The following is a 23,973-nucleotide window of genomic DNA, read 5'->3' on the forward strand; positions in this document are numbered from 1 at the left end:
TTTACAGACCTACTAATGTGGCAAACGATATAACAGTGACTGATTCCTGTAAGGTGCTAACAAATCGATACCAAGTACTTTGTTCTCGACCTGGTACATATAATGTGTCGCCTGAGCGTATAACTGGAAGGTCGCGATAATCACCGGTTTTTGCAAAATCGACTAGGTCAAATAGACGCGAATGTGCTTCACCATCAATGCGGTTAATCACCATAATTCGATCCTGCAGAGCGCTGTTTAGTGGACCGCCGGCTTCGGCTAACAGATCCAAGACGGTCATATTGTCATCAAAGCTATAGCGACCAGGGCGAGCAACCGCACCTAGTACTCTAACTACGGTTTCTTTTGGCTTTTCTAACCATGCGCGGTCACGTTTCGGGATAAAGATCACATCTTCGTTTTTCACTGTAGGCAGCAGAGTTTCATCACCTGTTTGAAAATAGTTGTGTAGATTAAGATGGCTTACTTCAGTTTTACCCTGCTTACGGTGAGTAATACGCACACTAGATAGATCAGCCAAACCAGTAGGGCCTTGTGCTGCGGACAAAATATCAAGGAAGTTTAGTTCATTGTTAAATGCGTAACGGCCAGGCGCACCGACTTCACCAAAGATATAAATAGAACGGTCGCTAGATTGTCTTACCCACTGTGAGCGGTTGTCATTTGGGTCTTTAGGTAGTTCTGGGATCACCACAGTATCACCGGCGCGAATTCGTGGGATCTGGCGAATATCACCACCTTTATCTAGGAAATGTTTTAGGTCAAAACTAACAGACTCAGTGACGCCGTTACCACGATTCTGCAGAATCTGTAGGTGAGCTGTATCGGCACTGGCAATAGGGCCACCGGCATGGGCAATCAGATCCATCATGGTCATCTCTGATGCCCACTCATAGCGGCCTGGTCTTCTGACCGCACCAATAATTTTAACGGCTCTATTTGGATGTACCTTTAACCAGCTTTTCTCATTCATATCGGTTTTTTCGGGTACAAGGATCGCATCACCCGGAAGAATTTCAGGCAAACTGCCGCGACGTTGACCATCGACATAGCCTTGTAAGTCAAAAGGAACGACTTGGCCATCAGCACGGATAATGCGAATCTGACGGGTTTCAGCAAAACGCGTTGGACCACCTGCAGTCGCTAATAGATCGTAGAAACCACTTTCTTCACCCATCTCCATAGCACCGGGTTTGAAAACTTCACCCATGACATAAACAGTACGAGAGCCACTCTGAACTTGCTCGGTTGCTTGAGGGATAAAGATCACATCACCCTGATGAATTTCAGGCATAAGGGCAGGGTTACCCGTATCTAGATATTCACGCATGTTGAATGGGAAAGGCTGACCGTTGTGGATAACACGAATCTGCTCGATACCGGCATAACGTGTTACACCACCAGCACGCATTATTAGATCCATTACTGATGCTTTTTCTTTATAGGCAAAGGTACCTGGGCGATGAACCTCACCAAATACTTTTACCGATTCACCGTTTTTACCGGCATCACCAGATGCAGTCAGTGTGCGGGCATCGAAATCGACCTGGACATTACCGATCAGTGGAGATGCTGGCACAAAGATTACATCCATAGGATTTAGATCGGGTAGGGAGCTAGGATCACCACTGTCTAAATAACGTTTGTAATCAAATTCGATCAGCTTATTGTTTCTGCGGATCTGCAATTTGTTGAGTTGTGCACCTTGTGCAAGACCACCGGCTTTGTTAATCGCCATTTGGACGTTGGAATTAATAGGAAGATCTACTGCACCTGGCGTTTTTACATAGCCTAATACAGTGACTGAAAGGCGGCGTTCCTGCAGAGAAATATCAAATTTTGATAGATCCTTATAAACGCTTCCAAGGCGATTTTTAAGCAGGGCTTTGGCTTCACCTAAGTTGCGGCCTTCGAGGTTGATCGCACCAATCTCAGGCAAAACGATCTGTCCCTGTTGGTCCAACTGAAAGCTTTGTTCAAATGCGCTTTCACCCGGTAGTTTTATCTGAATCATGTCTCCTGGGCGAAGTGTTTCAGCCCAAAGGTTACCGCTGAAAAGTACAAATAAGATGAGTGTTCTGATTAGAGGGATCATATGCATGCCTCCTGAGTTAGCTGTTGGTTGCAATGACTTTTCACTCTTAAGGAAGCAGCTTGGTTCTCTAAAATTTGCAGTAACTTTTCTGCTTGCTCTAAAGGTAGCTGTGCTTGCATAAGGTAATTCGCCTCATACAGTCTTCTGCTACGGGTGACCAGCAATTGAATCTCTTGATAGATCGCTGGGTATTGGTCTTGTTTGCCATCTAAATTGTGTTCACTAATGACCGCTTCGCACTTTTTTAGCCTAGATTGCAGAGTGGGGACTTCATTTTTAATTGGGAAACGCTCCGCCACTCCGCCTTCGCCTTCCGGCACTAAGTAGAAGCAGCCGGAAGAGGTCAGTAGCGTTGTGTGTAACAGTAATAGTGAGATCAATTTCATTGTTCTGGCCTCAGTCCTGAACAGTGATCGATTGATCAATACGTAGGTGTTTCAGCAGCTCTAGAGGCTGACCATGAACACCACAAAGGCTTAATGTTCGTTCTTTTGAACGTAAGCGTTTGAATAAGAAGACAATGGCACCAATACCGGAAGAATCGATAAACTCAATTTTTCCTAAGTTAAGTACTACGTCAGATTGATCCTGTATTAATTCATCGAATTTTGGTCGAAGAATTTCTACGGCAAGGGCGTCTAATGATCCTTCAATCTCTAGGTGTAGTTCATTTTGTACAGCTTCTAAAGTTGGCATAACGATTCTCCTTATGTCAGTTATAACTAAGAAGGAGCAATACCTATGCCAGAGATTTAACGCTTTGATTTATAGGGGGTTTGATATTGTTTGGATCTATTTTTATGAGAATGTAGTTCACTATTCTCATTTTGAGAATCAAATTGTAAAACCTATTTTGATCGCTCTATTGGTGGAATCGGGTGAGCTCAGAGCTGAAGGTTTGGGTTAACTCTGAGCGTTTATCCTGTGTCCATGCTTATTGTCCCCGTCCACAAACCATTACGATGAGGGTTTTAAACATGATGCCCAAATCCGAACGGAGCCAGCCAACTAAACTTCCAAGACTGAGTGCGTAGGCATGATCAAAGGCAACCTTGGAGCGCACATCATCGATGGTGCGGTCGTAACCTTGATTAACCTGAGCGAGGCCAGTAATACCCGGTTTGATCCCCCAAGTTCGTTCTGCAAAGAAAGGAATAGCTTGCTCTAGTTTTTGATAGAAGCCTGGACGTTCTGGACGCGGGCCAATCAACGACATATCGCCTTTTAGGACATTAAAAAACTGTGGTAGCTCATCCAAGCGGGTTTTCCGTAAAAAGCGTCCTACCGGTGTAACTCTTGGGTCATCTTCGGTCGCCCAAGTGGCCCCGGAAATTGCTTCTGCATCTAAGCGCATGGTTCGGAACTTATACATCCAGAAGAGCTCTGTTTTTTCGCCATTGGCATGTCCAATGCGTAGCTGCTTAAACAGAATAGGACCGGGAGAGCTAATGTAAGTGGCCAATGCGATAAAAGGGTATAGAAGCAGGCAAATAATGAGCCCTGTGATTGCAACCACTATATCCATCAAACGTTTAGCAAAAATTACGGGTGTTGGAATATAACTGTTCATGGTGATATCTCCTTATATGGCATTAATCTCTAACTGATTTCCAATGGCCTTTTTCTAATCCGGCTAGATAGCGAAGGCATCCAGTAAGGCCGTTGTAGTAACCGTTTATGACATAAAATCCGAGTTTGAAAGGTTTATATAAGATATGAGTTGGAGTTTTGTTTTCGGGAATCAGTGTGGATAGGCGTGCTAGTCCAATGCCTAGCAGTTGTAGTGCGGTGAAGATAGCAAAAGCATCTAGATAGAGCGCTAGCAAACCGCACAATACAAACTGAGCGAGCAAGATCAGCGGCATCAGGCCTCGTAGCGCTTTACCGGAAAAGAAGCTAAAGGCTGTTCCACCAAAGCTTGGTGATAGTAGCTTAGTTAGTCTGAGTACCTGTTGTAGGTTCCCCGCGGCGATACGAATACGGCGTTTATGATCCATATCGAGGGAAGACGCTTCTAATTCTAGGCCGATTAGATCGCTGTCATATTTACCTTCGTAACCTTGCTCAATGATCTGCATAGGCAGAATGAAATCATCATTGATCGTATCTACCTGTAACGGAGTGAATAAGGTTTGGCGGATAAAATACAAAGCGCCATGGACACCTATCGTGCTACCTATACGTGCTTCACCTTGCTTGAGCTTAGTTTGATAGTTCCAATACTGCTTTTCTCCCTCACTTCCTGGGGATAAGAGTTTGTAGGTGGCTGCCACCAAACCGGTTTTAGGGTTATTAAAGTGGTGATTAACCAGTTTTAAAGCATCAAATGAGATCAGCGCGGAAGCATCACTTAACGCCACTATTTCGGCATCAATATTTGGAATAATTTGATTGATTAGTGCTACTTTGCCGTGGTTTTCTCGGAAGTTGAGGATATTTACGTTTAAGTGAGCTAGCTCTGGTTCTGTTAAAGCCTCGCGAGCGACTTCTGCTGTTCTATCTTTGCAGCCATCGCAGGCGATAATGACCTGAAGCTTCTCACTTGGGTAATCTAGACTGGCGATATTTCTCAGCTTATCAGCAATGAAGTCAGCTTCGTTATATGCTGGTACAAAGATGCAAAGGCTTCGGTAGTTAGGTTCTTCTTCTATTTCTTTCTCTTGCTTAGAAGTTTGCGTCTTATTCAACTGATTCATGATCAGAGGATAAGCAATATGGTGATAGATAATTAAGACCCAGCTCAACGCAAATAAGCTCAATAGTAAGATAATCATTTTATGCCTCCTTTGGTTGTGAAAGTAGTTCGAAGTAAGCGTCAGCGGTTTTATGCAGGTTGCCTTTCTTCAAGACAAACTCTCTTGGGCTGTGGCGCTTAGGCATCAGATATTGGCGTAAAATGGCATGTTGCAGTGCTATGAGGCTTCCGGGAGGAATAAGGTCTCCCGAGTCTGGACAGACAATGGTTTTACACCCCCCAACATCGGTCACGATCACAGGTACACCACAGGCCTGGGCTTCTAATGGTGAAAGTGGTAAACCTTCGTTAAGAGATGAGAGGCAGAAAATATCAATCGCGTGATAGAAGGGACGGGTGTCATCTAGATGGCCTAGGAAGAACACTCGATCTCTGATACCCAGCTCAAAAGCGACATTTTTTAGATGATCGAGTAAGGAGCCATCCCCAGCTAAAACCAGAGATAAGTTAGTATGCGTATGACTTAAGGATTTAAGCAGCAGCTCATGACCTTTTACGGCTTCCAGCCTTGCGGCACAGCCTAGCAAGGCTCCTTGTACAGGTAGGTTTAAATGTTTCCTACTTTTTAATTTTTCGATCGGGGTTGGAGGGCTGAAGTGTGTAGTATCTACGCCGTTCTGAATAATATCAGGGCGACTATTAGGGAAGTGGTGTAACAGCTCGTTTGCTACCGCTTCACAGTCTGCAACTAGCGTGAATTTCAGGAAGCGAATCAGGTGATTTTGCAAACGTTTATTCGCGGAGGCATTCAGGTGCCAAGCATCATGTTCAGTATGAACATGAGGTAGTTTTAATAATTTCGCCGCTATGCCACCGTAAAGCAGAGGACCGATATGGTGAGTATGAATAGCGGTAGCGTTGATCTCTTTTAATGCGCTTTTTAAACGCAAAAATAAGCGCGGACTGATGCCCTCTTTTTTGTGGAAAAATTGCAGTTGAGATCGGTATTGTTCCAGTCTTGGCCACTCTTTTACCGCTTCTTCATAACTGCCTTCTAAGCTAAAAATATAGACATCGGCTTTATTGCTCAGTTGGTTTAACAGGTCTAAAGCCATAGTCTCAATTCCGCCAGGGCGGAGATGTTGGACGATTTGTACGATTACGGTATTCACGATGTACTCTCCTGCAATGCTATATCGTTTAAATCTTTCTCAAGCGGCGGAATTCGAACGAGCACAGGGACATTTAACATCTCTGTTAAGGTGTCTTTACGACGAACGGTGGTATCGAGGACTTCTGCGATTACAGCGAGCCCAAAACCAAGTCCGATGCCCGCAACAACGCCGGCAATAACAAAGGCGATAAGGGGAAGGTTGATAGGTGCCAAAGGTTCAAAAGGTGGATCGATCAGTTTTACCCGTTCACTCTCTTCATTTTTACCAAGTGAGCGAGTCACTCTGGCCATCTCATGACGTTCGGCTAAGTCTTCATAGATTTTTTGGCGAACCTGAATGTCGCGCTCCAGTTCTTTTAAACGACGCTCGTGCTGGCCGTAGCCATTCACGCGGTTTTGTAGGTTTTCTATCTCAGAAGTTAAGGAGCTAACCTCTTTGCTTAAACGTTCAATATGGTCGTCGGCTTGCTGAAGGCGCTCTAACTGGGAAATAAGCAGTGGGTGTTGATTGCCACCTTGCTCTGATTCATTGGTCGTTGCGGTAGTGGCGATCGCCCAAAGGCGTTCAAGTTTTACTTTATTGAGGTCGCCTTGGTTAAGAGCTTTCATACTCTTTAAAATGCGGCTGCGCTCTCTTTCTAAAGACTGTAACTGAGCAAGCACATGCTGCACTTGACTGTGCTCGTCGGTGTACCGAGCGCGAAGTTGGGTCAGCTCTGCCATCACGTTGATGATGGCTTCCTCAATTTTTCCGACGACTGGGTTCGTTTGTGATAGGCGCAACGCTAGGCTTGCTTGAGCGGCTTTAGCGCCTTCAAGCTCGATGCGGCGTTCAGCGATATAGGCTTTCAGATTGGATAAGCGCGCGACATTAGCACCATGCAATGCCGGTAGCTCGCTAGCGAACTCATTTTTATATTCGGCTAATGCTTTTTCCGCAGTTTGAAGATCCGCTTTTCGAGTTTCTAGCTCTTTAGCGAGGAAAGTTTCAGATTGAACTATTGATGAACGTTGCGGCGCAAGGACGCGCTCGACAAAACGCATACTGACCACAGACAACGTCTCTTTCATATGTGTTTTGTCTTCGGCTTTGTAAGAGATCTTAATCAGGTTGTCGCCGACCAGTTTTGCGGTAAGAGATTTAGATAGCTGACCGATGATGTAGGCTTTCTCTTTCTCATCCATCTCTTCAGTAATCATCTCGCGTTGCCAAGCGACGCCCGCAAGAATATGGCGGCTATGCAGAAGAGCGTTGAGTGCTTCCATACGATGGCGAAGGTTAGTCGCGATCGATAGATCCTCTAGAAATGGATTATGTTCAGAGGCTTCTTGAAACAAGATAGTGGTGGTTGTTTCATATTTTTTAGGCGATAGAATGCCGATCGCCAAACCAATAAATGGCATAAGCAAAATAGGCAGCGCGATTAAATAACGACGCCTCCATCCAGCCCACAGAATGGACGCGATGTTTTTGACTAATGCGCTACGAATCATGGTTGGCTACCGTTAGGTTATTGGCTTTTTTGATCAGCACCTGATTTGGCGCTAATGAAGGGGATAAGCGCATATCGGTTTTCTTAGCGCGCTTTTCCAGGAAGTTACTAACAGCGTTACAACGGTTGATACCTACACCGACCGCTACAAACCGATCTGAACTTTCACTCGGTGAGCATTCGACACTGAGCTTTGAAGGCTGGGCATTGGCATATTCGTTGAGGTTATTTTTTTGATTTTCATCTAATGCCACGCTGTCATCCTCGAAGCGTAAAACAAGTTCACGAGGGACGTGGTTATCTGCGTAACCTTTCTCGCCGCGGGCACGGGAGAGAAGTTGGTCTATGCTGATGCTTTCTTCTGCTACAGGTGTGTCTTCGGAGCCTAAAAAACCTATATCCATGGTTTTTAGTGCTGCAGTACATCCTGTCAGTGAAAAAAGGCTGCAAGTAAACAGGGTGGTTGCAATAAACTTAGAGCACATGGTCTATCTCCTGAGCAAAATTTTGTTATTGCTCAAGAAATTGCAGCTTTTAGGCCAACCTAAATAAAATGATCTACAAGCCCCATGAATACTAGGGGTTCGTTGTTTGTGGAGAGAGCTGTTTAGGCGAGGTGAACTAGGCTTTTTGAGGTTTTTCTCAAGCTGATTCTCAAAATGAGAATAAGCTTGAGAGGTATTCCGGAAGCGGTATCTTTTGCGAAATTAACGCTTTCTAATCACTAAGCTACCTATGGAATAGCCTGCACCAAAGGAACAGATAACGCCTAAATCATCCTTCTTGAGATCGGATTGGTATAGGTTGAATGCGATAAGTGAGCCGGCAGAGGCTGTATTGGCATATTGATCTAAGATGATCGGAGCCTCTTCTTGCGAGGCTTCTCGGCCTAATAACTTTTTACCGATCAGTTGATTCATATTGATATTGGCCTGATGCAGCCACCAGCGAGTGACTTGCTGGTTTTCAATCCCCAAAGACGCTAGTTGGGTCGAGAGGTGCTCTACGGCCATAGGGCAGACCTCTTTAAACACCTTCCTACCCTGTTGAATAAAGAACTTATCCTGCCCAAAGGGATCGCTATCATTGGTGTAGGCAAGGTAACCAAAATTAGAGCGAATATTGTTGGAGAAAAGCGTCACGGATTTGGTACTTAGTACATCGTAACTCTCTTCTGAAGTACAGCTATCGGCGTTCTCCATTATCGTAGCGACAGCTATATCACCAAAAATAAAATGGCTATCTCGATCACGCCAGTTATTCTGGGGTGAGGTTAATTCTGGATTAATGATCAAAACCGCTTTCGCCGTACCTGCCGTTAACATCTCATAGCCCCGCTGCAGAGCAAAAGTGGCAGAAGAACAGGCAACCAGCATATCAAAGGCAAAACCCTGAATACCTAATGCTTGTTGCACCTCAATAGAAATAGCTGGGTAAGCTCTTTCGGTATAGGAGCAAGCGACAATCACTGCATCAATATCAGCCGCGCTTTTATTCGCTTTTACTAGCGCTTTGCTTGCGGCTGCTACCGCCATTTCTGCTTGATGGGAAAGCTGATCATTGCTTCTAGGTTCAATGTAAGGGCGCATTCTTTCTGGATCGAGTGCGCCTTCTTTGCGGTAGACAAATCGACTTTTAATGCCCGAAGCTTTTTCGATAAATTCAGCATTTGATAATGGTTTGGCTTCGCACTTGCCAGCAACAATCTCATCGGCATTTTGCTGGTTATAGTTCTCGGCGTATTGGTTATAGGCCTCTACCAATTCTTCGTTACTAATGCTGTAGTTAGGGGTCCAAAGACCGAAACCGCTAATGACGACTGGGGAAAATATCGAATTCATAAAATTGTCTCGGCAGGGCAGGTTATAGGGCTGCAATCGTTATAAAAGCCAACGTTAGATTGTCCCGCTAAACATAGCTTATGCCATTAACATAAGCGTTATTATTTACTAGCAATTTTCTTCAGTTGTCTCAGTTGAACTTCAAAATGGCCGTTGCCAATCGGTCGCTTCTCACTATGAAAATAATTCCGAAGAGATTACTGCTACTTTCTCGCTGAAAATCTGATCAGCCACTATGGTTTGTGTGTCAGGAAGGTTTGTTGATCGTCCATCGGATAGTTAAATAACTTATGCATTTTAACTCGCCGTTCTATGGAACCTTTTCTAAAGGAGGAAAGGAGTATGATGCTTGCAAGATGGCATATAGATGCGCGTTTTGGACACAAACAAACAGTCATTGATTCACTGTCTCGTTGGTTTGATGAGATTGGTAGCCAAATAGGATGGACCTCTGACAAAGTAAGAATTGTCACAGGGTCTGTAGGAGCGAAAGAGTCTGTTGTTATTTCGGAAGTGGTTATCTCCGGGTTAACTGAGCTTGATGAATCTTGGCAAAAGTTAGGGGATATTGAGGCTCACAAAGCATGGAGTAAGGAGCTTGAGCCTTATATTGTCTCCGGTTCACAATATTGGGAGATTCTTAGAATTGTCTAAGGTTATTCTCCTTTCTCAGGGGAATTAGACGCGATGGTCTTTCCCCTGAAGAATCATAAGCTTTTCTTTTAGAGATTATTCAGCATCTCTTTTAAGTCCTCGGCGCGTTGAGTCCAACTTTCGCGGTTCACCCGATTACGTCGGATCTCCTTCATTAGTTCTCTATGCTTTTCGGTTTGCCCAATCTCTTCGATAGCCGCAGCAAAACCATCTGCAACATTGCTTACTTTCACTAGATCACGATAACCGTCTAAAGCCGGAAATTCTGTACTCACAACGGGGCTACCCGCAGCAAGGTACTCGCGTAATTTTAGCGGGTTACAGGCCTCAATTTGTTCATTGCGAAGGAAGGGAAGCAATCCAACATCCCAGTGCTGACTATAGCGAGGCAGCTCATGATGAGGCTTAGGGCCTAACCAAACAATATTAGGCTGTTTTAACAGTAAACTGATATCGGTGTGCGCAGGGCCGATCAAAACGAAGGTCCAGTGGGGGAGGCGTCTAGCAACTTCAATATATAGTTCTTGGTCAAACCAGCCTGCTAGCGCACCGTAAAACCCAGCGACCGGACCATCAGGAAGGTCAGATGCACGTTCTGCTGGTTGTCCGAACATCTCGCAATCGACGCCATGGGGTAATACCAAGGTTTTTTGAGCAGGGAATTTCTCCGCCAGCTTAGGACTTGCGGCAATAATTAGCTGACATTTTTTAACTAATTCCTCTTCCATCTTGGCGACTGGCGCGTGATCCACCCCATCTAGGGCAGAAAAGTCATCACCACAATAGTAGATGGCAGCGCGTTCGCCCATTTTGCCCACAACATCCACAGCAGAGGGTAACGAAGTCCATAAAATCGGAGCTTGGCTTTGATCCTTCAGATAAGGGCGAAGTTTGTTGGTGAGTAACTCTTTATTGACTGTTCTCGCAAGAGAGCTACCCGGAAATGGCAGCGCCATAGGATTGACCAAGCAGGGGTGTAAGCCGGAAAGGTTCGGTGTCGGTGCCTTGAGTAAGGCTTTGAGTTTATTCCAGATACGGCCCATATCGCGTAGGTTCATCCTTGGTCTTCTTAAGCCTAAAGAGTTTACCCATAAAACTTCATTGTCTGCTAAAAGGTGCTTCATTAAGTGCTGGGTGCTACTGGGGTGTCCCCCCCAGTCCTCACCAAAAACTAATAGATCGATATTCATGAGAGCTCTCCTTTAAGCCACTTTGCAGGGTTTAGGTTGAGACAGTGGTTTGATCACTTTTGCAGGAACGCCAGCAGCGATCACAAACGGAGGTAGATCTTCAGTCACCACACTACCCGCAGCCACAATGGTTCCTTCACCAATAGTGACTCCTTTCATTACCGTGACCCCGGAACCTAGCCATACATCTTTACGTAGGATGATGTCGCCAATCTGATCTTCTGTATCCGGAAGGCCTTTGGCACGAGCTTTTGCATCAACTGGGTGGCCTGGGTAGCCTGCTAGAAAACCACGGCCTGCGATACGGACGTTATCTTCCAGAACCACCTTAGTACCGACAGCGATGGTGGTTTGCCATGCGATACCCACATTGTTGCCAATAATTAGTTGTGGCGTTTCTGTGCCACTCCATCGACCGGAGAAGGTTGTTTGACCAGATATACGGCAGCGATCACCCATACTTATCTCAAGGCTACCTTGGACGAGTGGCATACCACCGTATATGTATAACTGTCGGCCTGCTTGGCTTAAGCGAGTTTTAAACATGGGTGTCCAGTAAAATACCCGTGCGATACCGCTTAGCAATCCAGTACACAATGTGTGCCCCATGCGAATGGGTTTAAACACCACATTTACCGCCGGTATTTCGAAATTGTGCAGTGTGTAATGACAGGTCTTTAAAGTACGGGCCAGTGGATGATTACCTGCTTTTATCCACTGTTTAAGCCCTTGGAGTGTGTTCATTCTACTGTCACCGATTTAGCTAGGTTACGAGGTTGATCTACGTCGGTACCTTTCGCCAACGCAGCGTGATAAGCGATGAGTTGTAACGCGATAGTGAACAGAATGGGGGTTACAATTGAGTTAGCATTAGGCAGTGTGACTGATTCAACTTCTAGATCTCGAAGAGAACGGATACTTTCAGAATCACCCAAGAAGATACAGCGTCCTCCACGGCTCATAACCTCTTCCATATTGGCTCTGGTTTTATCCAGCAGATCGTCATTAGGTGCGATGACAAACACTGGTGTACCTTCTTCAATCAGGGCGATAGGACCGTGTTTTAACTCGCCTGCACTAAAACCTTCAGCATGTATGTAACTGATCTCTTTTAGTTTAAGCGCGCCTTCTAAAGCGATAGGGAAGTTAGAGCCGCGTCCGATAAAGTAGGCATCCTGACAATCTTGCATCGATGCACCGATAGACTCGAACAAGGATTCTTGTTGTAAAACCAGCTCAACCTGTGAGGGCATAGTGGAAAGCTCGAGGCTTAATTTGGAGGCTTCATTTAGATCAATTTCTTTTCGGCAAAAAGCAGCACGGACGGCTAAGGTTGCTAAGACTGTTAACTGGGCAGTAAATGCTTTAGTTGATGCAACGCCTACTTCAGGCCCAGCTTGAGTTTGTATACTGAAGTCAGTCTCTCGAGCGATGGTGCTTTCTGCAACATTCACAATACTTATAGTTTTTTGACCTTGTTTCTTGGCATAACGAAGTGCTGCCAAAGTATCTGCCGTTTCGCCAGATTGAGAGATAAATAGCGAGATACCTTGTTTGCTCAACAGAGGAGAGCGATAGCGAAACTCAGATGCGACTTCGACATCAACGGGCAATTTAGCAATCTTTTCAAACCAGTATTTAGTGACCATTGCTGCATAAAAGGAAGTGCCGCATGCAATGACATTGAGTCTATCGACTTGGTTAAAATCTATCTGGGCCTCGGGGAGTACTCTCTGGGTGTGATAGAACGTATTACGTACACTATCTGCTTGCTGGTGGATTTCTTTATGCATGTAATGGCGATAGTTTTGCTTATCCTGAGAGTGGTCTTCTGCTTCGAATAACTGCATTTCTCGTTTAATGATACGGCCTGATGAGTCGACTAGACTGAACCCTTCACGATCCAAACAAGCTTGATCCCCTTCTTCTAAATACAGAATATGAGTTGGAGAACCACTGAGTGCCATAGAGTCTGAGCCTAAACTCATACCTTGCTCACTTTTACCTAAGACCAGAGGGCTACCCCGGCGCGCAGCATAAACATGTTGCTCATCTTCTTTAAAAAGTACGCCTAATGCGAAAGCGCCTTGAAGGTGAGAGAGCGCACGATTAAGTGCTTTTTCAGGCTCATAGCCTTGTTGTAAAAACAGGCTGATCAGATGAGGAATAACTTCAGTATCTGTTTGGCTTTGAAAGACGAACCCTTCACTTTGTAGCCATTGTTTTAAGTCGATGTAATTTTCAATAATGCCATTATGGACCACCGCAACATCATTGTTGGAGTGGGGATGCGCGTTTAGTTCGTTGGGTTTACCATGGGTTGCCCATCGGGTGTGGCCAATTCCTGCACAACTAGATAGATGCATCTGATCAAGTTGGTTTTTGAGTTGCTGTAGTTTCCCTTCTCGTTTGACGGTAGTGATGCCATTAGGTGCAAGTATTGAGATACCTGCAGAATCATATCCGCGATATTCGATGTTACTTAATCCTTGTAATAGCTCAGGGACAATGTCGTTATGATTAATCGAGCCTACTATTCCACACATGCCTAATCTCCTGCAGATTTTTTAAAGTCATATCTAGGTTTTGCAGGACTTGTGCCATTTGTTAAATCTATTAAATTCAATGAGTTAGGTGTTGTGTGGAGAGGGTTTGAATCTGTTTTTCGCAAAATGCGAATCACTTTGTTAATTGACGTTTTTGATATTGAGAAAGGGCGATTGCGACAGATAAAAGAATGTAGATAGGCCAAGTAAAACCCATAGTGAGGAAGGTGCCAGAAATACAAAAACCGGCCAGTCCAGCTTGCACCGACTGGGCACAGGCATAAAGAACAGGTGAGTAAGGTTGGTTAGGCTTTGGGCGGAAATGCTGGACGGTTGTCAGACTTATTTTGGCAATACTGCTAATTATCGCGATAAATAGGATGAAGCCGAGTATCCCGGTCTCGGCCATGACGCCAAACCAGGTGCTGTGAACTGCATGGTTTTTGCCATCCCAATGGGGGCTGTATTCGAAGTAGTTGGAGATAAAGTTATTAAGACCAACCCCAGTAATTGGGTGGTGAATCGCCATGCCCATTGCTGCTTGCCAAGCATAGATCCTACCCATGGCTGATTCATCAATACCTTCTTCGTGGGCACCACCTGAAGCACGATCACTCACCCCCGCAATTACAAATAAAATACTCAGTGCACAAATACCAGCACCAATCAGCAGCATTTTATTTTTGACTCTATACCAAGCAAATACAGCACCGACGGCACAAATGCCTAGCATACCGCCGCGGCTTTGAGTGGCGATAATGGCGCAAAATACCGTAAGAAATGCACACAAGCTCAGCAGTTTAATCGCTTTACCAAAGCCTGGGGTCATAAAGCTGGCTAAAGCAAAACTAGCTGGAAATAAAAGTACCAGGGATAGGTCATTCGGGTCACCTAGCATAGAGCCGATGCTACGGCCTATTGTGACACGTGTTCCTTCAACAAGCTCCAGTCCCATCTGCTTGTTATAAAGCGCCATCACGCCTACTGCGATGCCACACAACATCATGCTGAGGATCAGAACTTTAAACTGAGCTTCCTGTCGTAGTAGCCAACTAATCGCTATCAGCATGAGTGCAATTTTTACATAGGTTCCGTTTAGTGAAGTAAGTGCGGCATCTCTGTTGGTTGCTAACACGGCACCGATGACGACCAAGCAGAAAAAACACATAAACAGAGATTGCTCTTGGCACCAGAAAACTTGAATGCGTTTTGTAATGAGGTTAATAGAAAGAGAACCCAGTGTTGCGATGGCGAGTAGTTGTGGAATTTTCAGTGGATAGAGCTGAGGAAAGACCTCGTGCAATCGAAAGAAAGAGAAAGCGATAAAAGCTAAGCAAAGCAAGAAGGGCAGGCGTAAACCAATCAAGACCATCAGTGGTAGTAGAGCAATGGCACTGACTGCAGGATGAGGTACGAGATACCAAGCCGCAGTCAGCAAACCTATGCAGGTGAGTGCTACTAAAATTTGTGAGCCATTGCCCTCTACTCGAAAATTCATCGCTATGACCTATCTAGTAGTTGAGTCGTCATACTCAGAACTTTTTTCGGGATAGGAATCAGCCCCACTACAGTAGCTGTAGCGATAAAGCCAAAAATGATGGCGCAGTTTTGCAGTAACACTGACCAGCTTAATGGTGCAGATGAAATCAGGCTTATACAGAGTACTCCTACAGTTCCTGTGAATAACAGGCGGCGCAATTGGTATGGCAGCTGTAATGACCGCTGGCTTACATAATAGGTTGCGATTAAGCGACTACCTAAGGCCAGACAAGTGGCTGCAATAGCACCCCAAGCATGGAAAATTGGAATCAAGGTTAAATAGGCGACAAGTGCGATAAAAGCTGCAGCACCATCAATCATCGCTGGGCGAACAGTGGTGTTTTCGCTCATCGCGCCAAAGGCGAGTGTTGAGGTCATGTTATGCACTGCAGCTAAAGCCGCTAGCCAAGGGATAAAAGCAATTGAATCGTGATAGGTTGAAGGCGTTAATAAACGGACTATCGTTGGTCCTGCAGCAGCGATAAACAGTGCGGCAATAATGGCGATCATTACGCCTAAACTTCCGATTTTGGCACATCTGATTTTGCCGTCGGTTTCTTTGAGGCAACTAAAACGACGGGCATGCCACCATAGATCAAATGGTTGAATCAATACTGCAGTAATCAGGCCGAATTTAGCCGCAAGGGCATATTGTGCCATTTCGGCTGTACCTACAGCATCGGCTAAAATCCAACGGTCAAAGCTACCTAAAACAAAGCCAGATATACCTACGAAGATCAGTGGCCCACCGTAAATGGAATAGGTTTTAAAGCGTGAAAACTCAAAGCTAATTCCCGTATCTTTCAATTGTTTCCGGATCAGCCAGCTACACAGCAAAATGGCAGAGGCTAACGTTGCGCAAAGCACCCCTGTCACGCCGAAACCCATAAACAGTAGCGGTACAGCAATCGCTACCTGTAATGCTACTCGACCTGCCGTTCCTATTAGATACGACCAAGCCATACCTGACATACGCAGCCATGCGAGGGGTATTAAAATGGTACCAACCATGGATAAGCTAGCGAGAATGAGGCGCGTATCCAGTTCGGCAATATCCCCTGGAAGCAATCGACTGATAGGGCCAGCAAATAGCTGCCCTAAAATGAGCGCTAACCCGCCAAGGCAGATCGCCATACCAAAAATATTGGCACTGGCTTTACGTTTTTCGATCTCATTGTCGGCACTGCCAGCAAACCTGAATAAGGTTTCAGCTAGTCCCATACCGATTACAATACTTAGTAGGTCAGCCAAGGTTTGCAGAACATCGAGGCGACCATAATCTTCAGGAGTTAAAAAATGAGTAGAGACTGGCACCATGATCAAAGCCAACCCTTTAGAGAGGGCAATGGCTGAAGCGTAGATCAGACTGTGCTGAACTGCGATGGGTAAATTAGCTATACGTTTTAACATGGTAAGCCTCCTTTCATTCAGATACTCAATATTGGAGCGAATTGCAGGCCATATTTGAGAAAGTATTTAAATTCAGCTGGTTAGCAGCTATTTGGTTTTTTGGGGAACAGTTGATCGGTTTAAAAAGGAGAGGATTTCAATTTTGATTCGCAAAATGCGAAAACGGCCCGTAGGCCGTATTCGGTAGTTTTAAGGTATTCAGCTTATGCTGATTTAAATGGTTTACGTCTAAGTGTGAAAAAACAGAGTAGAGCCGTTAATAAACCCGCACTACCACTGCCCAGTGAAGGTGCAGGTGCCGCCTGCATACTGATAACGGTTTCAGTTGTCGGAACGTCTGCATACAAAGCGGTTACCGGGTCTGTTCTGATACTGAAAACGGCATCATTAAAGTCATTGTCGCCATAAGGTCTTACAAGATCCTCAAAGCCTAAAATGAGATCATCTTCAGCAGATAGACTGCTCATCATGGCAACATGGCGAGAATATTCATCTGCATTATCGATAGTTGCAAAGCTATCATTCTCAGGGTTTAAGAAATCGATAGTGAACATGGCTAAAGGATCAGAGCTGGTATAGTCCCAGCCTTTTACTTGGCTGCCATCCCAGGCGTTTTGAAGGAGGAAGAAACCGACATTAGTACCTGCTTCAAAGACAGTGCCCCCTTCCATGTCAAAATTTGTACCATCGATATTAGTGATTTCTGCACCTCCAAGTGTGACAGTATCACCTGAAAGTAAACTACCTCCCCCTCCTTGTTCTGAAACATTGTTAAAGATCATTCCTGTGTCTATACCGGATAGATTCTGTAATTCAGATATACCGATATGACCAGAGCCATCCAAATCGATGTCTCCAAAGGTTAAGCCATCAAACGCATCATCGGTGAAGGTAAAATAACCTAGAGAATTTCGATATCCAGCTCCTTCATCTAGAAAGGTTATAGAGATATGCGCATCTTCTTGTAGAGTTAAATTAGGGTCATAGGATGTATCCAAAAATTCTTGATTAGCAACTGTACTCTCAGGCAGTGCAGTTTGAACTTCAGTTAACAGTCCTTCTTCAAGTTGAATATTTACTAAGGAATCAGTTTCATCCTCAGCGGCCAGGGCATTCTGCGCGATAGAAATCATCACTCCTGTGAACACCATACTTCGTATTTGATGTTTCATATCTCCTCCCATACCTGCATGCATTAAAGGTATTACTGATAGAGCTAATTAAATTGCAGCAAGAGTTGTTCCATATGTTTTGAATTTTTAACTTATTGATTTTGTTTGCTTTGAAAGAAATTGTGGCTTTTAGTCATTCTTAAAGTAATTCTCAGAATGAGAAAATTTCGCATTATGAAAAAGGCATTAAACGATTATGCGCGCGACCTTTTCGGCAATCTGGCAACTGCCAATTTCGATAAATGCCAAGACGGCAGGTTGAGCTTTTGCAGACGATTTGCTGGAATAAATAAACGTGGAGACGCCAGTTTTGATGCGGTCGATGGTGTAATCCAGTTGTGGGAATTCAGGGTAGATTTTCCCCCGGAAAATAACGCCAAAACGATTATCTTCAGCCTTAATCAGGCGTTTCAGAATATGGCTACCTTCGGCATTCCTAAACAGAGGAAGCAGAGCAATTGAACCTTCACATTGTTGATCCTGAAAACCGCTGATTTTGTATGGGCCTTGGTTAGCAGCTTCGATTGTACCCAAGTATCGAAGCGAGGGAATATCTAGCGAAACAGCTCCGGCTTGTTCTTCCTGAGTACCGATATTAATGGTTTTTAATGTTTTTAAACCGAGTGACAAGCTGGTGGATAAAATGAGCACCAGTGGAAGTAGAATGGCCATTTTCATAGTTATCTCTCCTACGAACGCAGATTAATGTGACGATAAAGGTGAATATTTCGATGGCGGTTGCGCCAAAGCCATCATGTAAAAAGCTGTACCAAGCGTGATTGATCGTCATAGCGGATAGGCGAAGCCCGTTAATGGTCAGCACAACTAAGGCTAAAATAACTGCATGTTTAATATCTCTTCGCTCAAGATCACCATGTTTTAACAAACTTAGGGTCAACCACAGCAACAGCGCTAGAGACATATTGGTAAATGCCGAACAGCCTGTGAGGACCAGTAAGCTAAAGCCGTTGGCTTGCACGATGGTATTTCCTGCAACAGCGGCTTCTATCTGAAATAGGGGTAAGAACAGACTGCTAAACCAGGCATCGAAGGTTAAGATCTGATTGGCAAATAACGTCAGACTGAGTTGGCAGCAGGGCTCCCTAATTGCCATTGCAAAAAGGATCGTGGCTGCAATTCTGTGTTTCTCCTGCATAGGGTGTCGTAACCATAACCAAGCAGATGCAGCGGCAACCAGCCAACTCAATAAGGCGCTAGGTATCAGTAGTAAGCCGCATAACAAAATGCCAGCATAGATATAAACCGGCGTCGTTTTTACCTTGCTAAACTGCACTTCTAAGGTCAGCCTCATGCTGATAAAAAGTACGACCCAAATAACAAAGCTATGGCCTAAGCCGTTAAATACTGCGGCATTGAACGGCTCACTTAAGAGAGTCCTAATTACTTCAGGCAACAGGGCATTGATCACCGCTAAGTAGGTTAGTAACGGAAAGAACAGTGTTTTTGTAGAAGTTGTTGCAGCTAAGCTCTTCATAATGTTCTCCTGTCAAATTTCAGGTTTATGAAGCCTTTGTGATGTGCTGCTTGTGCGTAGATCTCTAGAATCGAAGGAATGACAAAACTATCGCTGTAGTATTTGCAGATTCTATGGTGAGCTGCGATCGACATTGCGGCCTTGTCTGTACCCGACTGAGTCCACCAGTTGGCAATTACACTACCTAGCGTCTTTTCATCACCAGTATTCACTAACCAGCCAGATTTATGGTCTTCGATAAGTTCTGGAATAGCACCTAACCGATAACTGGCAACAGGTATGCCTCGGCTCATCGCCTCCAGTGCTACTAAAGGCAGGCCCTCGCTTTTACTCGAAATACAGAGCAAGCCTACATTGTCCCAGTATTGATCCATCTCTACTTGACCAAAGAAGTCGAGATGGGGGTACTCGCGTTCTAAATCAGCTCTGAGTGGTCCATCGCCATAAACATGGCAGGGGATTTCCTTAGGTAATTGTTTTGTAATTCGAGCAAAAGCTTTTGGCCCTTTTTCGTTGGAGAGTCGGCCGACAAAAGCGACAGCCTTACCGCGTTCTGTTTGCAGTTTGGCAGGGGCAACAAAGTTAGCGATTTGGTGAGAGGTAATAGGCAGCCGAGAAGAGATTTCATCACTTACGCTGAGCACTCGGTCAGCTAAAATCGATGTGCTGTAATCTAGCCAGCTATAAAACCTTAATTTCCCTTTCCCCAGATCACCCGAGTGAAAGGTTGAGATCACCGGTGTAGAGGTTAATTTTCCGAAGATACGTCCAATAATCCCAGCTTTATAACCATGGGTGTTCACAATACAGGGGGAGTGGGTGAGTAGCTTATACAGCTCTCGGTAGTTGCTTAAGCATCTATAAGGTAGCCCTTCCTTCGTTAGCTTATCTTTAAGAGGATGCGCGCCAAAGTCTCGCATAAAGATAACTTCGCTACGGTAGCCGTTCTGATTTAACCAACGAGTGAGGTTAAGAATATGGCTCTCGATTCCGCCTTGGTGGCGACTATCAACCAGTTGATAAATAAGCCAGTCATGAATAGACATAATCCCTTCCTCCTGTATCGCTGAGATTGTTTATCCAGATATCAGCAAGGCCTAGGCCATTCATCAGCTTCTTTAGCAAAAACAGCTGCTTAGCTGCGTCAGTAGCTCTGAGCAGGGTTGAGGGGCTTTAAAATCAGGCTAATTAACGCAATTTGCAGAAATGTTTCGCATTTTGAGAAACAAAATGAGGCTGTGTTTTTTGGTTGTTTTTTAACTTGTTGAAATTTAAGGATAAATATTTTGGCTGGCTTCTTGCTGTAACCAATACATCAAGCAAATTGGTTTCAATAGTAAGGAGAAATACTATGAAATATCTGGTCACTGGAGGCTGTGGGTTTATTGGTTCACATTTAGTAGATGCCTTACTAGCACAAGGTCATCAAGTCAGAGTATTGGATAATTTATCAACAGGTGTAGTGGACTATTTACCCGATCAGGTAGAGCTTGTATTGGGTGATGTCGCCGACTTAGCCATTGTTAAAGGTGCAATGTCAGAGATGGATGGCTGCTTTCACTTAGCGGCCATTGCCTCGGTAGAACAATCCAATTCTGACTGGGTGGGCACACATAAGGTTAATCAGCAGGGCAGTGTGAACGTCTTTGAAGCAGCGCGATATTGCGGCAGCCAAGATTCTATCCCTGTAGTTTATGCTTCATCAGCTGCTATATATGGTGATAACGCTACTATTCCTTTAGATGAAACATCAGCCCCTCGGCCTATCAGTGCTTACGGTGCTGATAAATTAGGCAGTGAGCACCATGCCCGAGTCGCTTGGTTAAATCACAAGGTATCCACTGTGGGGATGCGTTTTTTCAATGTTTATGGCCCCCGTCAAAACCCCTCTTCACCTTACTCTGGGGTTATTTCCATCTTCATCGACCGAATTCTTAATAATCTCCCCATTACGATCTTCGGTGATGGTAAACAAACCCGCGACTTTATCTACGTAGCCGACGTGGTGAAACATCTGATCGCAGCCATGGAAAACACTAAAGGCGAAGCATCGGTGTTTAATGTTTGCACCGGACAATCCACCTCAATTTTGCAGTTGGCACGAACCCTATCGATGGTGGCTGGAGTTGAAGTGAACATCGATCATAAACCCGCTAGAACCGGCGATATCGCAACTTCATTAGGCGATCCAAGCCGTGCATCAGCAAGGCTGGGGTTACGTGCGGATGTTGGATTAGGCACGGGTATGGCCTTTACTGTTGAAGCGATGAAAGGTGATTCTTTAAAAGAGACCGGTTAATACTACAGAACACAATTCTTCCAGCGAACTTGGTAAGTCTAACTTTAAATACTGTGCAGAGATCAGATTTAAAGTGGGGCTTACCTTTTTTATTTAGGGTGTTTGAAATTTAATAAAGTGATGAGCCCCTGATCTGCCCAGAAAGCCTGTAGTAGGGCGGTTTAAGACGATTGATAAATGAGTAACTATGATTGGCTCTTCTTCCATTCATCTGTAAGCATACCGGCAAAACCCCAATCCTCTTCTTCAATTTCCTGGATCACAATATGGGTATGTTCAGGTTTTTTGCCGAGTACCCTTTGTAGAGAGCCAGTAATGTCTTTAACAATTTCTGCTTTTTGCTCTCGAGTGACACCTTTGGTGACTTGAACATTTACATAGGGCATTTAAATCTCACAGTTATCAGTGTTGGATTGAATTCACAGATACATTTTATCGGTAAAATAACATCTACAAGCTGGTAGAACGAGCAAGGTAGCATAGAGAGGGAGGGAGCTCTATTGATGAAGGTTTGAACCTTAAGGTATTAGAGCGTTACATATGTCTCTTTGATAAATTGCATTCCAAGTTTAGTAACCCTTTAAATAAAAGGGGAATACATCGAGATTTGTTACTAACTCTCCAAAATAAGCGACAGGTTTTGGATTGGATAAATTGCTAAAATACTGCGCAATTTGAGAAAGCACTAATATAAACAAGAGCCCGAGTGATTACTGATGGATACTCCCAGCTGTGAATACGGTGTAAACGACAACTCCTACAAAATGGCAGGTGAGATAGCTGGCCTTACGCAGTTGGTCGATGACTTTTACCAATTTATGGATGAACTGCCAGAGGCGCAGACCATTCGTAAAATGCACCCAGACGATCTTACTGAATCACGAAAGAAACTTGCTTACTTCCTATCCGGCTGGTTAGGCGGTCCTAAGCTCTTTTCTGAAAATTACGGCTCTATTCGTATTCCTCATGCCCACAGTCATTTTCCTATTGGCCCAGAGGAGAGCGAAGCGTGGATTCTCTGCATGCAAAAAGCGGTTGATAAACAGCCTTACGAAGCACCGTTTAAGGTGTATCTGATTGAACAGCTTCGTGTACCTGCAGAAAGAATCACCCAAGCTTGCCGTAGATAAATGTCCTGCAGTAACACTCTATTTTAAAAGAATTTTTACTACTTTTTGAGCTTTGTTTAATGATCAAACTACTTCGCATTGTCAGCCTTCTTGAAGGCCTCTCTTACATCGCCATCTTAAGTGTCACACTTGGGTTTATCAGCCGAGATTATGTATCCACACTCGGCATGACCCACGGCATCCTGTTTATGATCTACGTAATTCAGGTGCTGAATATCTCACACAAAGAAAATTGGACCTCAAAGCAACAGCTAGGCCTGATGCTAACATCGGTCATTCCATTCGCCTTTATTCCAGCTGAGATCTACCTACGGAAATTGGAGCAGAGCAAACGGGAAGAGAAGGAAACAACGGCGGCATAAATCGAGATCAAGGGACTGATACTCGTTTGGTTTAAAAAGTGTAGAAATTGACAGGATAGTCAATTCCTCCCATAATGGGAGGTGTGTGAAAGGGAGTTTCACTTAATGCGAATAATTTCTAAGAAAACGCTTAGGGAGTTTTGGGAATTCGACACAAAATACCTGGATGTGAAAGGCCAGTTAGAAGCATGGCACGAAGAAGTGCTCAAAGCCGACTGGAGCACGCCACAAGAAGTCAAAGCACAGTTCAGAAATGCGAATATCCTGAAAAATAGCCGAGTTGTTTTTAATATCAAAGGCAATGATTATCGGCTAATTGTATCGATTAATTACCCATATCGAATTGTGTTTATAAAGTTCGTTGGAACCCATAAACAGTACGATGAGATCGATGCGGAGGCAGTGTAATGAATATTAAGCCAATCAAAACTGAAGCTGATTATGAAGCTACTCTAACTCGTATCGCCGAGCTTATGGATGCGGAACTCAATACCCCTGAAGGTGATGAGCTTGATGTATTAACTACGCTAGTTGAACATTACGAAACTAAGCATCATCCAATCTCAGCGCCAAACCCCATCGAAGCCATCCGTTTCCGTATGGAACAATATGGTCTACAAGACAAAGACCTCATCCCTTACTTAGGCCGATCAGGACGGGTGTCAGAAGTGTTGAATTACAAACGCAAACTAACCCTGCCTATGATCAGAAAGCTACATAAAGGCTTAAATATCCCAACCGAGAGCTTGGTTCAGGATTACGAACTCAAGCAGGCCTAGGTTTTATAGGATTAAAGGGCTTTGGCACCTTTAATCCTCTGTACATTTCGGCAAGCTTTAATATCTGTACCCCAAATTTCCGTTATCGGTACTCCCGAA

The 23,973-nt window shown here is 44.5% G+C and carries 25 protein-coding genes; 6 read left to right on the forward strand and 19 right to left on the reverse strand.

What is annotated here, in order from left to right; genetic code table 11:
* Position 1 precedes the first annotated feature (1 nt).
* The 9 genes from ACMXYX_RS04280 to ACMXYX_RS04320 all read right to left on the reverse strand — a co-directional run bounded on the left by ACMXYX_RS04280 (position 2) and on the right by ACMXYX_RS04320 (position 9,298).
* Positions 2-2,095, reverse strand: a complete 2,094-nt coding sequence (locus ACMXYX_RS04280; protein WP_415883773.1) for an SLBB domain-containing protein — start codon at positions 2,093-2,095, stop codon at positions 2-4.
* Positions 2,092-2,481: a hypothetical protein gene (locus ACMXYX_RS04285; protein WP_415883774.1), complete on the reverse strand. Its 390-nt coding sequence runs from the start codon at positions 2,479-2,481 to the stop codon at positions 2,092-2,094. The genes ACMXYX_RS04280 and ACMXYX_RS04285 overlap by 4 nt, the downstream gene beginning before the upstream one ends.
* Positions 2,482-2,491: 10 nt before the next feature.
* Positions 2,492-2,791 (reverse strand): STAS domain-containing protein, encoded by a 300-nt coding sequence (locus ACMXYX_RS04290; RefSeq protein WP_415883775.1) that lies wholly within the window; start codon positions 2,789-2,791, stop codon positions 2,492-2,494.
* Positions 2,792-3,029: 238 nt separating this feature from the next.
* Positions 3,030-3,665: a sugar transferase gene (locus tag ACMXYX_RS04295; protein ID WP_415883776.1), complete on the reverse strand. Its 636-nt coding sequence runs from the start codon at positions 3,663-3,665 to the stop codon at positions 3,030-3,032.
* Between the two features lie 22 nt (positions 3,666-3,687).
* A complete protein-coding gene (locus ACMXYX_RS04300) occupies positions 3,688-4,869 on the reverse strand; it encodes a glycosyltransferase family 2 protein (protein ID WP_415897690.1) in 1,182 nt (393 codons plus the stop codon).
* A 1-nt stretch (position 4,870) separates the two neighbouring features.
* The gene (locus ACMXYX_RS04305) at positions 4,871-5,962 is read right to left on the reverse strand and encodes a glycosyltransferase (protein ID WP_415897691.1); all 1,092 of its coding nucleotides are present in this window, start codon (positions 5,960-5,962) and stop codon (positions 4,871-4,873) included.
* Entirely contained in the window at positions 5,959-7,458 is a 1,500-nt protein-coding gene (locus tag ACMXYX_RS04310; protein ID WP_415883779.1) for a GumC family protein, read from the reverse strand. Before ACMXYX_RS04310 ends, ACMXYX_RS04305 begins: the two co-directional genes overlap by 4 nt.
* Positions 7,448-7,942: a hypothetical protein gene (locus ACMXYX_RS04315; RefSeq protein ID WP_415897692.1), complete on the reverse strand. Its 495-nt coding sequence runs from the start codon at positions 7,940-7,942 to the stop codon at positions 7,448-7,450. The genes ACMXYX_RS04310 and ACMXYX_RS04315 overlap by 11 nt, the downstream gene beginning before the upstream one ends.
* A 222-nt stretch (positions 7,943-8,164) precedes the next feature.
* Positions 8,165-9,298, reverse strand: coding sequence for a beta-ketoacyl-ACP synthase III (locus ACMXYX_RS04320; RefSeq protein ID WP_415883781.1), 1,134 nt, complete (start codon positions 9,296-9,298; stop codon positions 8,165-8,167).
* A gap of 342 nt (positions 9,299-9,640) precedes the next feature.
* Between ACMXYX_RS04320 and ACMXYX_RS04325 the strand changes: the two genes are divergently transcribed.
* Positions 9,641-9,952 carry a hypothetical protein gene (locus ACMXYX_RS04325; protein WP_415883782.1) on the forward strand — a complete coding sequence of 104 codons (312 nt, stop codon included), beginning with the start codon at positions 9,641-9,643 and terminating at the stop codon, positions 9,950-9,952.
* A 68-nt stretch (positions 9,953-10,020) separates the two neighbouring features.
* Here the strand turns inward: ACMXYX_RS04325 and ACMXYX_RS04330 are convergent, their stop codons facing one another.
* From ACMXYX_RS04330 to ACMXYX_RS04370, 9 genes are all read right to left on the reverse strand, one after another.
* Positions 10,021-11,142 carry a glycosyltransferase gene (locus tag ACMXYX_RS04330; RefSeq protein WP_415883783.1) on the reverse strand — a complete coding sequence of 374 codons (1,122 nt, stop codon included), beginning with the start codon at positions 11,140-11,142 and terminating at the stop codon, positions 10,021-10,023.
* Positions 11,143-11,154: 12 nt separating this feature from the next.
* Positions 11,155-11,886 carry an acyltransferase gene (locus ACMXYX_RS04335; RefSeq protein WP_415883784.1) on the reverse strand — a complete coding sequence of 244 codons (732 nt, stop codon included), beginning with the start codon at positions 11,884-11,886 and terminating at the stop codon, positions 11,155-11,157.
* The gene (glmS, locus tag ACMXYX_RS04340) at positions 11,883-13,688 is read right to left on the reverse strand and encodes a glutamine--fructose-6-phosphate transaminase (isomerizing) (RefSeq protein WP_415883785.1); all 1,806 of its coding nucleotides are present in this window, start codon (positions 13,686-13,688) and stop codon (positions 11,883-11,885) included. Before glmS ends, ACMXYX_RS04335 begins: the two co-directional genes overlap by 4 nt.
* A 133-nt stretch (positions 13,689-13,821) precedes the next feature.
* Entirely contained in the window at positions 13,822-15,186 is a 1,365-nt protein-coding gene (locus ACMXYX_RS04345) for an O-antigen ligase family protein (RefSeq protein ID WP_415897694.1), read from the reverse strand.
* 2 nt (positions 15,187-15,188) lie between these two features.
* On the reverse strand, positions 15,189-16,637 hold the full coding sequence (locus tag ACMXYX_RS04350; protein ID WP_415897695.1) for a lipopolysaccharide biosynthesis protein: 1,449 nt from the start codon (positions 16,635-16,637) through the stop codon (positions 15,189-15,191).
* Between the two features lie 203 nt (positions 16,638-16,840).
* The gene (locus tag ACMXYX_RS04355; protein WP_415883788.1) at positions 16,841-17,809 is read right to left on the reverse strand and encodes a DUF4114 domain-containing protein; all 969 of its coding nucleotides are present in this window, start codon (positions 17,807-17,809) and stop codon (positions 16,841-16,843) included.
* Positions 17,810-17,995: 186 nt separating this feature from the next.
* Positions 17,996-18,487 (reverse strand): hypothetical protein, encoded by a 492-nt coding sequence (locus ACMXYX_RS04360; RefSeq protein WP_415897696.1) that lies wholly within the window; start codon positions 18,485-18,487, stop codon positions 17,996-17,998.
* On the reverse strand, positions 18,405-19,304 hold the full coding sequence (locus tag ACMXYX_RS04365; RefSeq protein WP_415897697.1) for a hypothetical protein: 900 nt from the start codon (positions 19,302-19,304) through the stop codon (positions 18,405-18,407). Before ACMXYX_RS04365 ends, ACMXYX_RS04360 begins: the two co-directional genes overlap by 83 nt.
* Positions 19,301-20,350: a glycosyltransferase family 4 protein gene (locus ACMXYX_RS04370; protein WP_415897698.1), complete on the reverse strand. Its 1,050-nt coding sequence runs from the start codon at positions 20,348-20,350 to the stop codon at positions 19,301-19,303. Before ACMXYX_RS04370 ends, ACMXYX_RS04365 begins: the two co-directional genes overlap by 4 nt.
* Before the next feature lie 305 nt (positions 20,351-20,655).
* Here ACMXYX_RS04370 and ACMXYX_RS04375 point away from each other — a divergent pair, with 305 nt between their 5' ends.
* Positions 20,656-21,603 (forward strand): NAD-dependent epimerase/dehydratase family protein, encoded by a 948-nt coding sequence (locus ACMXYX_RS04375; protein ID WP_415897699.1) that lies wholly within the window; start codon positions 20,656-20,658, stop codon positions 21,601-21,603.
* 185 nt (positions 21,604-21,788) lie between these two features.
* On the opposite strand, the gene ACMXYX_RS04380 is transcribed toward ACMXYX_RS04375, so the two are convergent.
* Positions 21,789-21,989: a tautomerase family protein gene (locus ACMXYX_RS04380; RefSeq protein ID WP_415883793.1), complete on the reverse strand. Its 201-nt coding sequence runs from the start codon at positions 21,987-21,989 to the stop codon at positions 21,789-21,791.
* 330 nt (positions 21,990-22,319) lie between these two features.
* Here ACMXYX_RS04380 and ACMXYX_RS04385 point away from each other — a divergent pair, with 330 nt between their 5' ends.
* The 4 genes from ACMXYX_RS04385 (at position 22,320) to ACMXYX_RS04400 (ending at position 23,874) form a co-directional block, all read left to right on the forward strand.
* Positions 22,320-22,733 (forward strand): group II truncated hemoglobin, encoded by a 414-nt coding sequence (locus ACMXYX_RS04385; RefSeq protein WP_415897700.1) that lies wholly within the window; start codon positions 22,320-22,322, stop codon positions 22,731-22,733.
* A 59-nt stretch (positions 22,734-22,792) separates the two neighbouring features.
* Entirely contained in the window at positions 22,793-23,095 is a 303-nt protein-coding gene (locus tag ACMXYX_RS04390; RefSeq protein ID WP_415897701.1) for a DUF3817 domain-containing protein, read from the forward strand.
* 105 nt (positions 23,096-23,200) lie between these two features.
* Positions 23,201-23,503 carry a type II toxin-antitoxin system HigB family toxin gene (locus ACMXYX_RS04395; protein ID WP_415897702.1) on the forward strand — a complete coding sequence of 101 codons (303 nt, stop codon included), beginning with the start codon at positions 23,201-23,203 and terminating at the stop codon, positions 23,501-23,503.
* Complete coding sequence (locus ACMXYX_RS04400; protein WP_415897703.1) at positions 23,503-23,874, forward strand: helix-turn-helix domain-containing protein; 372 nt, start codon at positions 23,503-23,505, stop codon at positions 23,872-23,874. The genes ACMXYX_RS04395 and ACMXYX_RS04400 overlap by 1 nt, the downstream gene beginning before the upstream one ends.
* Positions 23,875-23,973: the final 99 nt, after the last annotated feature.

The sequence above is a fragment of the Neptuniibacter sp. QD72_48 genome (assembly GCF_047778065.1).
In the GTDB taxonomy this organism is placed as follows: domain Bacteria; phylum Pseudomonadota; class Gammaproteobacteria; order Pseudomonadales; family Balneatricaceae; genus Neptuniibacter.

What these genes read in the sequence shown, in the direction of transcription:
- ACMXYX_RS04315 (WP_415897692.1), bottom strand. Translation starts at nt 7,942, where the DNA reads ATGTGCTCTAAGTTTATTGCAACCACCCTGTTTACTTGCAGCCTTTTT.
- ACMXYX_RS04370 (WP_415897698.1), bottom strand. Translation starts at nt 20,350, where the DNA reads ATGTCTATTCATGACTGGCTTATTTATCAACTGGTTGATAGTCGCCAC.
- ACMXYX_RS04365 (WP_415897697.1), bottom strand. Translation starts at nt 19,304, where the DNA reads ATGAAGAGCTTAGCTGCAACAACTTCTACAAAAACACTGTTCTTTCCG.
- ACMXYX_RS04350 (WP_415897695.1), bottom strand. Translation starts at nt 16,637, where the DNA reads ATGTTAAAACGTATAGCTAATTTACCCATCGCAGTTCAGCACAGTCTG.
- ACMXYX_RS04285 (WP_415883774.1), bottom strand. Translation starts at nt 2,481, where the DNA reads ATGAAATTGATCTCACTATTACTGTTACACACAACGCTACTGACCTCT.
- ACMXYX_RS04400 (WP_415897703.1), top strand. Translation starts at nt 23,503, where the DNA reads ATGAATATTAAGCCAATCAAAACTGAAGCTGATTATGAAGCTACTCTA.
- glmS (WP_415883785.1), bottom strand. Translation starts at nt 13,688, where the DNA reads ATGTGTGGAATAGTAGGCTCGATTAATCATAACGACATTGTCCCTGAG.
- ACMXYX_RS04300 (WP_415897690.1), bottom strand. Translation starts at nt 4,869, where the DNA reads ATGATTATCTTACTATTGAGCTTATTTGCGTTGAGCTGGGTCTTAATT.
- ACMXYX_RS04390 (WP_415897701.1), top strand. Translation starts at nt 22,793, where the DNA reads ATGATCAAACTACTTCGCATTGTCAGCCTTCTTGAAGGCCTCTCTTAC.
- ACMXYX_RS04310 (WP_415883779.1), bottom strand. Translation starts at nt 7,458, where the DNA reads ATGATTCGTAGCGCATTAGTCAAAAACATCGCGTCCATTCTGTGGGCT.
- ACMXYX_RS04385 (WP_415897700.1), top strand. Translation starts at nt 22,320, where the DNA reads ATGGATACTCCCAGCTGTGAATACGGTGTAAACGACAACTCCTACAAA.
- ACMXYX_RS04325 (WP_415883782.1), top strand. Translation starts at nt 9,641, where the DNA reads ATGATGCTTGCAAGATGGCATATAGATGCGCGTTTTGGACACAAACAA.
- ACMXYX_RS04380 (WP_415883793.1), bottom strand. Translation starts at nt 21,989, where the DNA reads ATGCCCTATGTAAATGTTCAAGTCACCAAAGGTGTCACTCGAGAGCAA.
- ACMXYX_RS04345 (WP_415897694.1), bottom strand. Translation starts at nt 15,186, where the DNA reads ATGAATTTTCGAGTAGAGGGCAATGGCTCACAAATTTTAGTAGCACTC.
- ACMXYX_RS04280 (WP_415883773.1), bottom strand. Translation starts at nt 2,095, where the DNA reads ATGATCCCTCTAATCAGAACACTCATCTTATTTGTACTTTTCAGCGGT.
- ACMXYX_RS04295 (WP_415883776.1), bottom strand. Translation starts at nt 3,665, where the DNA reads ATGAACAGTTATATTCCAACACCCGTAATTTTTGCTAAACGTTTGATG.
- ACMXYX_RS04335 (WP_415883784.1), bottom strand. Translation starts at nt 11,886, where the DNA reads ATGAACACACTCCAAGGGCTTAAACAGTGGATAAAAGCAGGTAATCAT.
- ACMXYX_RS04375 (WP_415897699.1), top strand. Translation starts at nt 20,656, where the DNA reads ATGAAATATCTGGTCACTGGAGGCTGTGGGTTTATTGGTTCACATTTA.
- ACMXYX_RS04330 (WP_415883783.1), bottom strand. Translation starts at nt 11,142, where the DNA reads ATGAATATCGATCTATTAGTTTTTGGTGAGGACTGGGGGGGACACCCC.
- ACMXYX_RS04395 (WP_415897702.1), top strand. Translation starts at nt 23,201, where the DNA reads ATGCGAATAATTTCTAAGAAAACGCTTAGGGAGTTTTGGGAATTCGAC.
- ACMXYX_RS04360 (WP_415897696.1), bottom strand. Translation starts at nt 18,487, where the DNA reads ATGAAAATGGCCATTCTACTTCCACTGGTGCTCATTTTATCCACCAGC.
- ACMXYX_RS04355 (WP_415883788.1), bottom strand. Translation starts at nt 17,809, where the DNA reads ATGAAACATCAAATACGAAGTATGGTGTTCACAGGAGTGATGATTTCT.
- ACMXYX_RS04320 (WP_415883781.1), bottom strand. Translation starts at nt 9,298, where the DNA reads ATGAATTCGATATTTTCCCCAGTCGTCATTAGCGGTTTCGGTCTTTGG.
- ACMXYX_RS04290 (WP_415883775.1), bottom strand. Translation starts at nt 2,791, where the DNA reads ATGCCAACTTTAGAAGCTGTACAAAATGAACTACACCTAGAGATTGAA.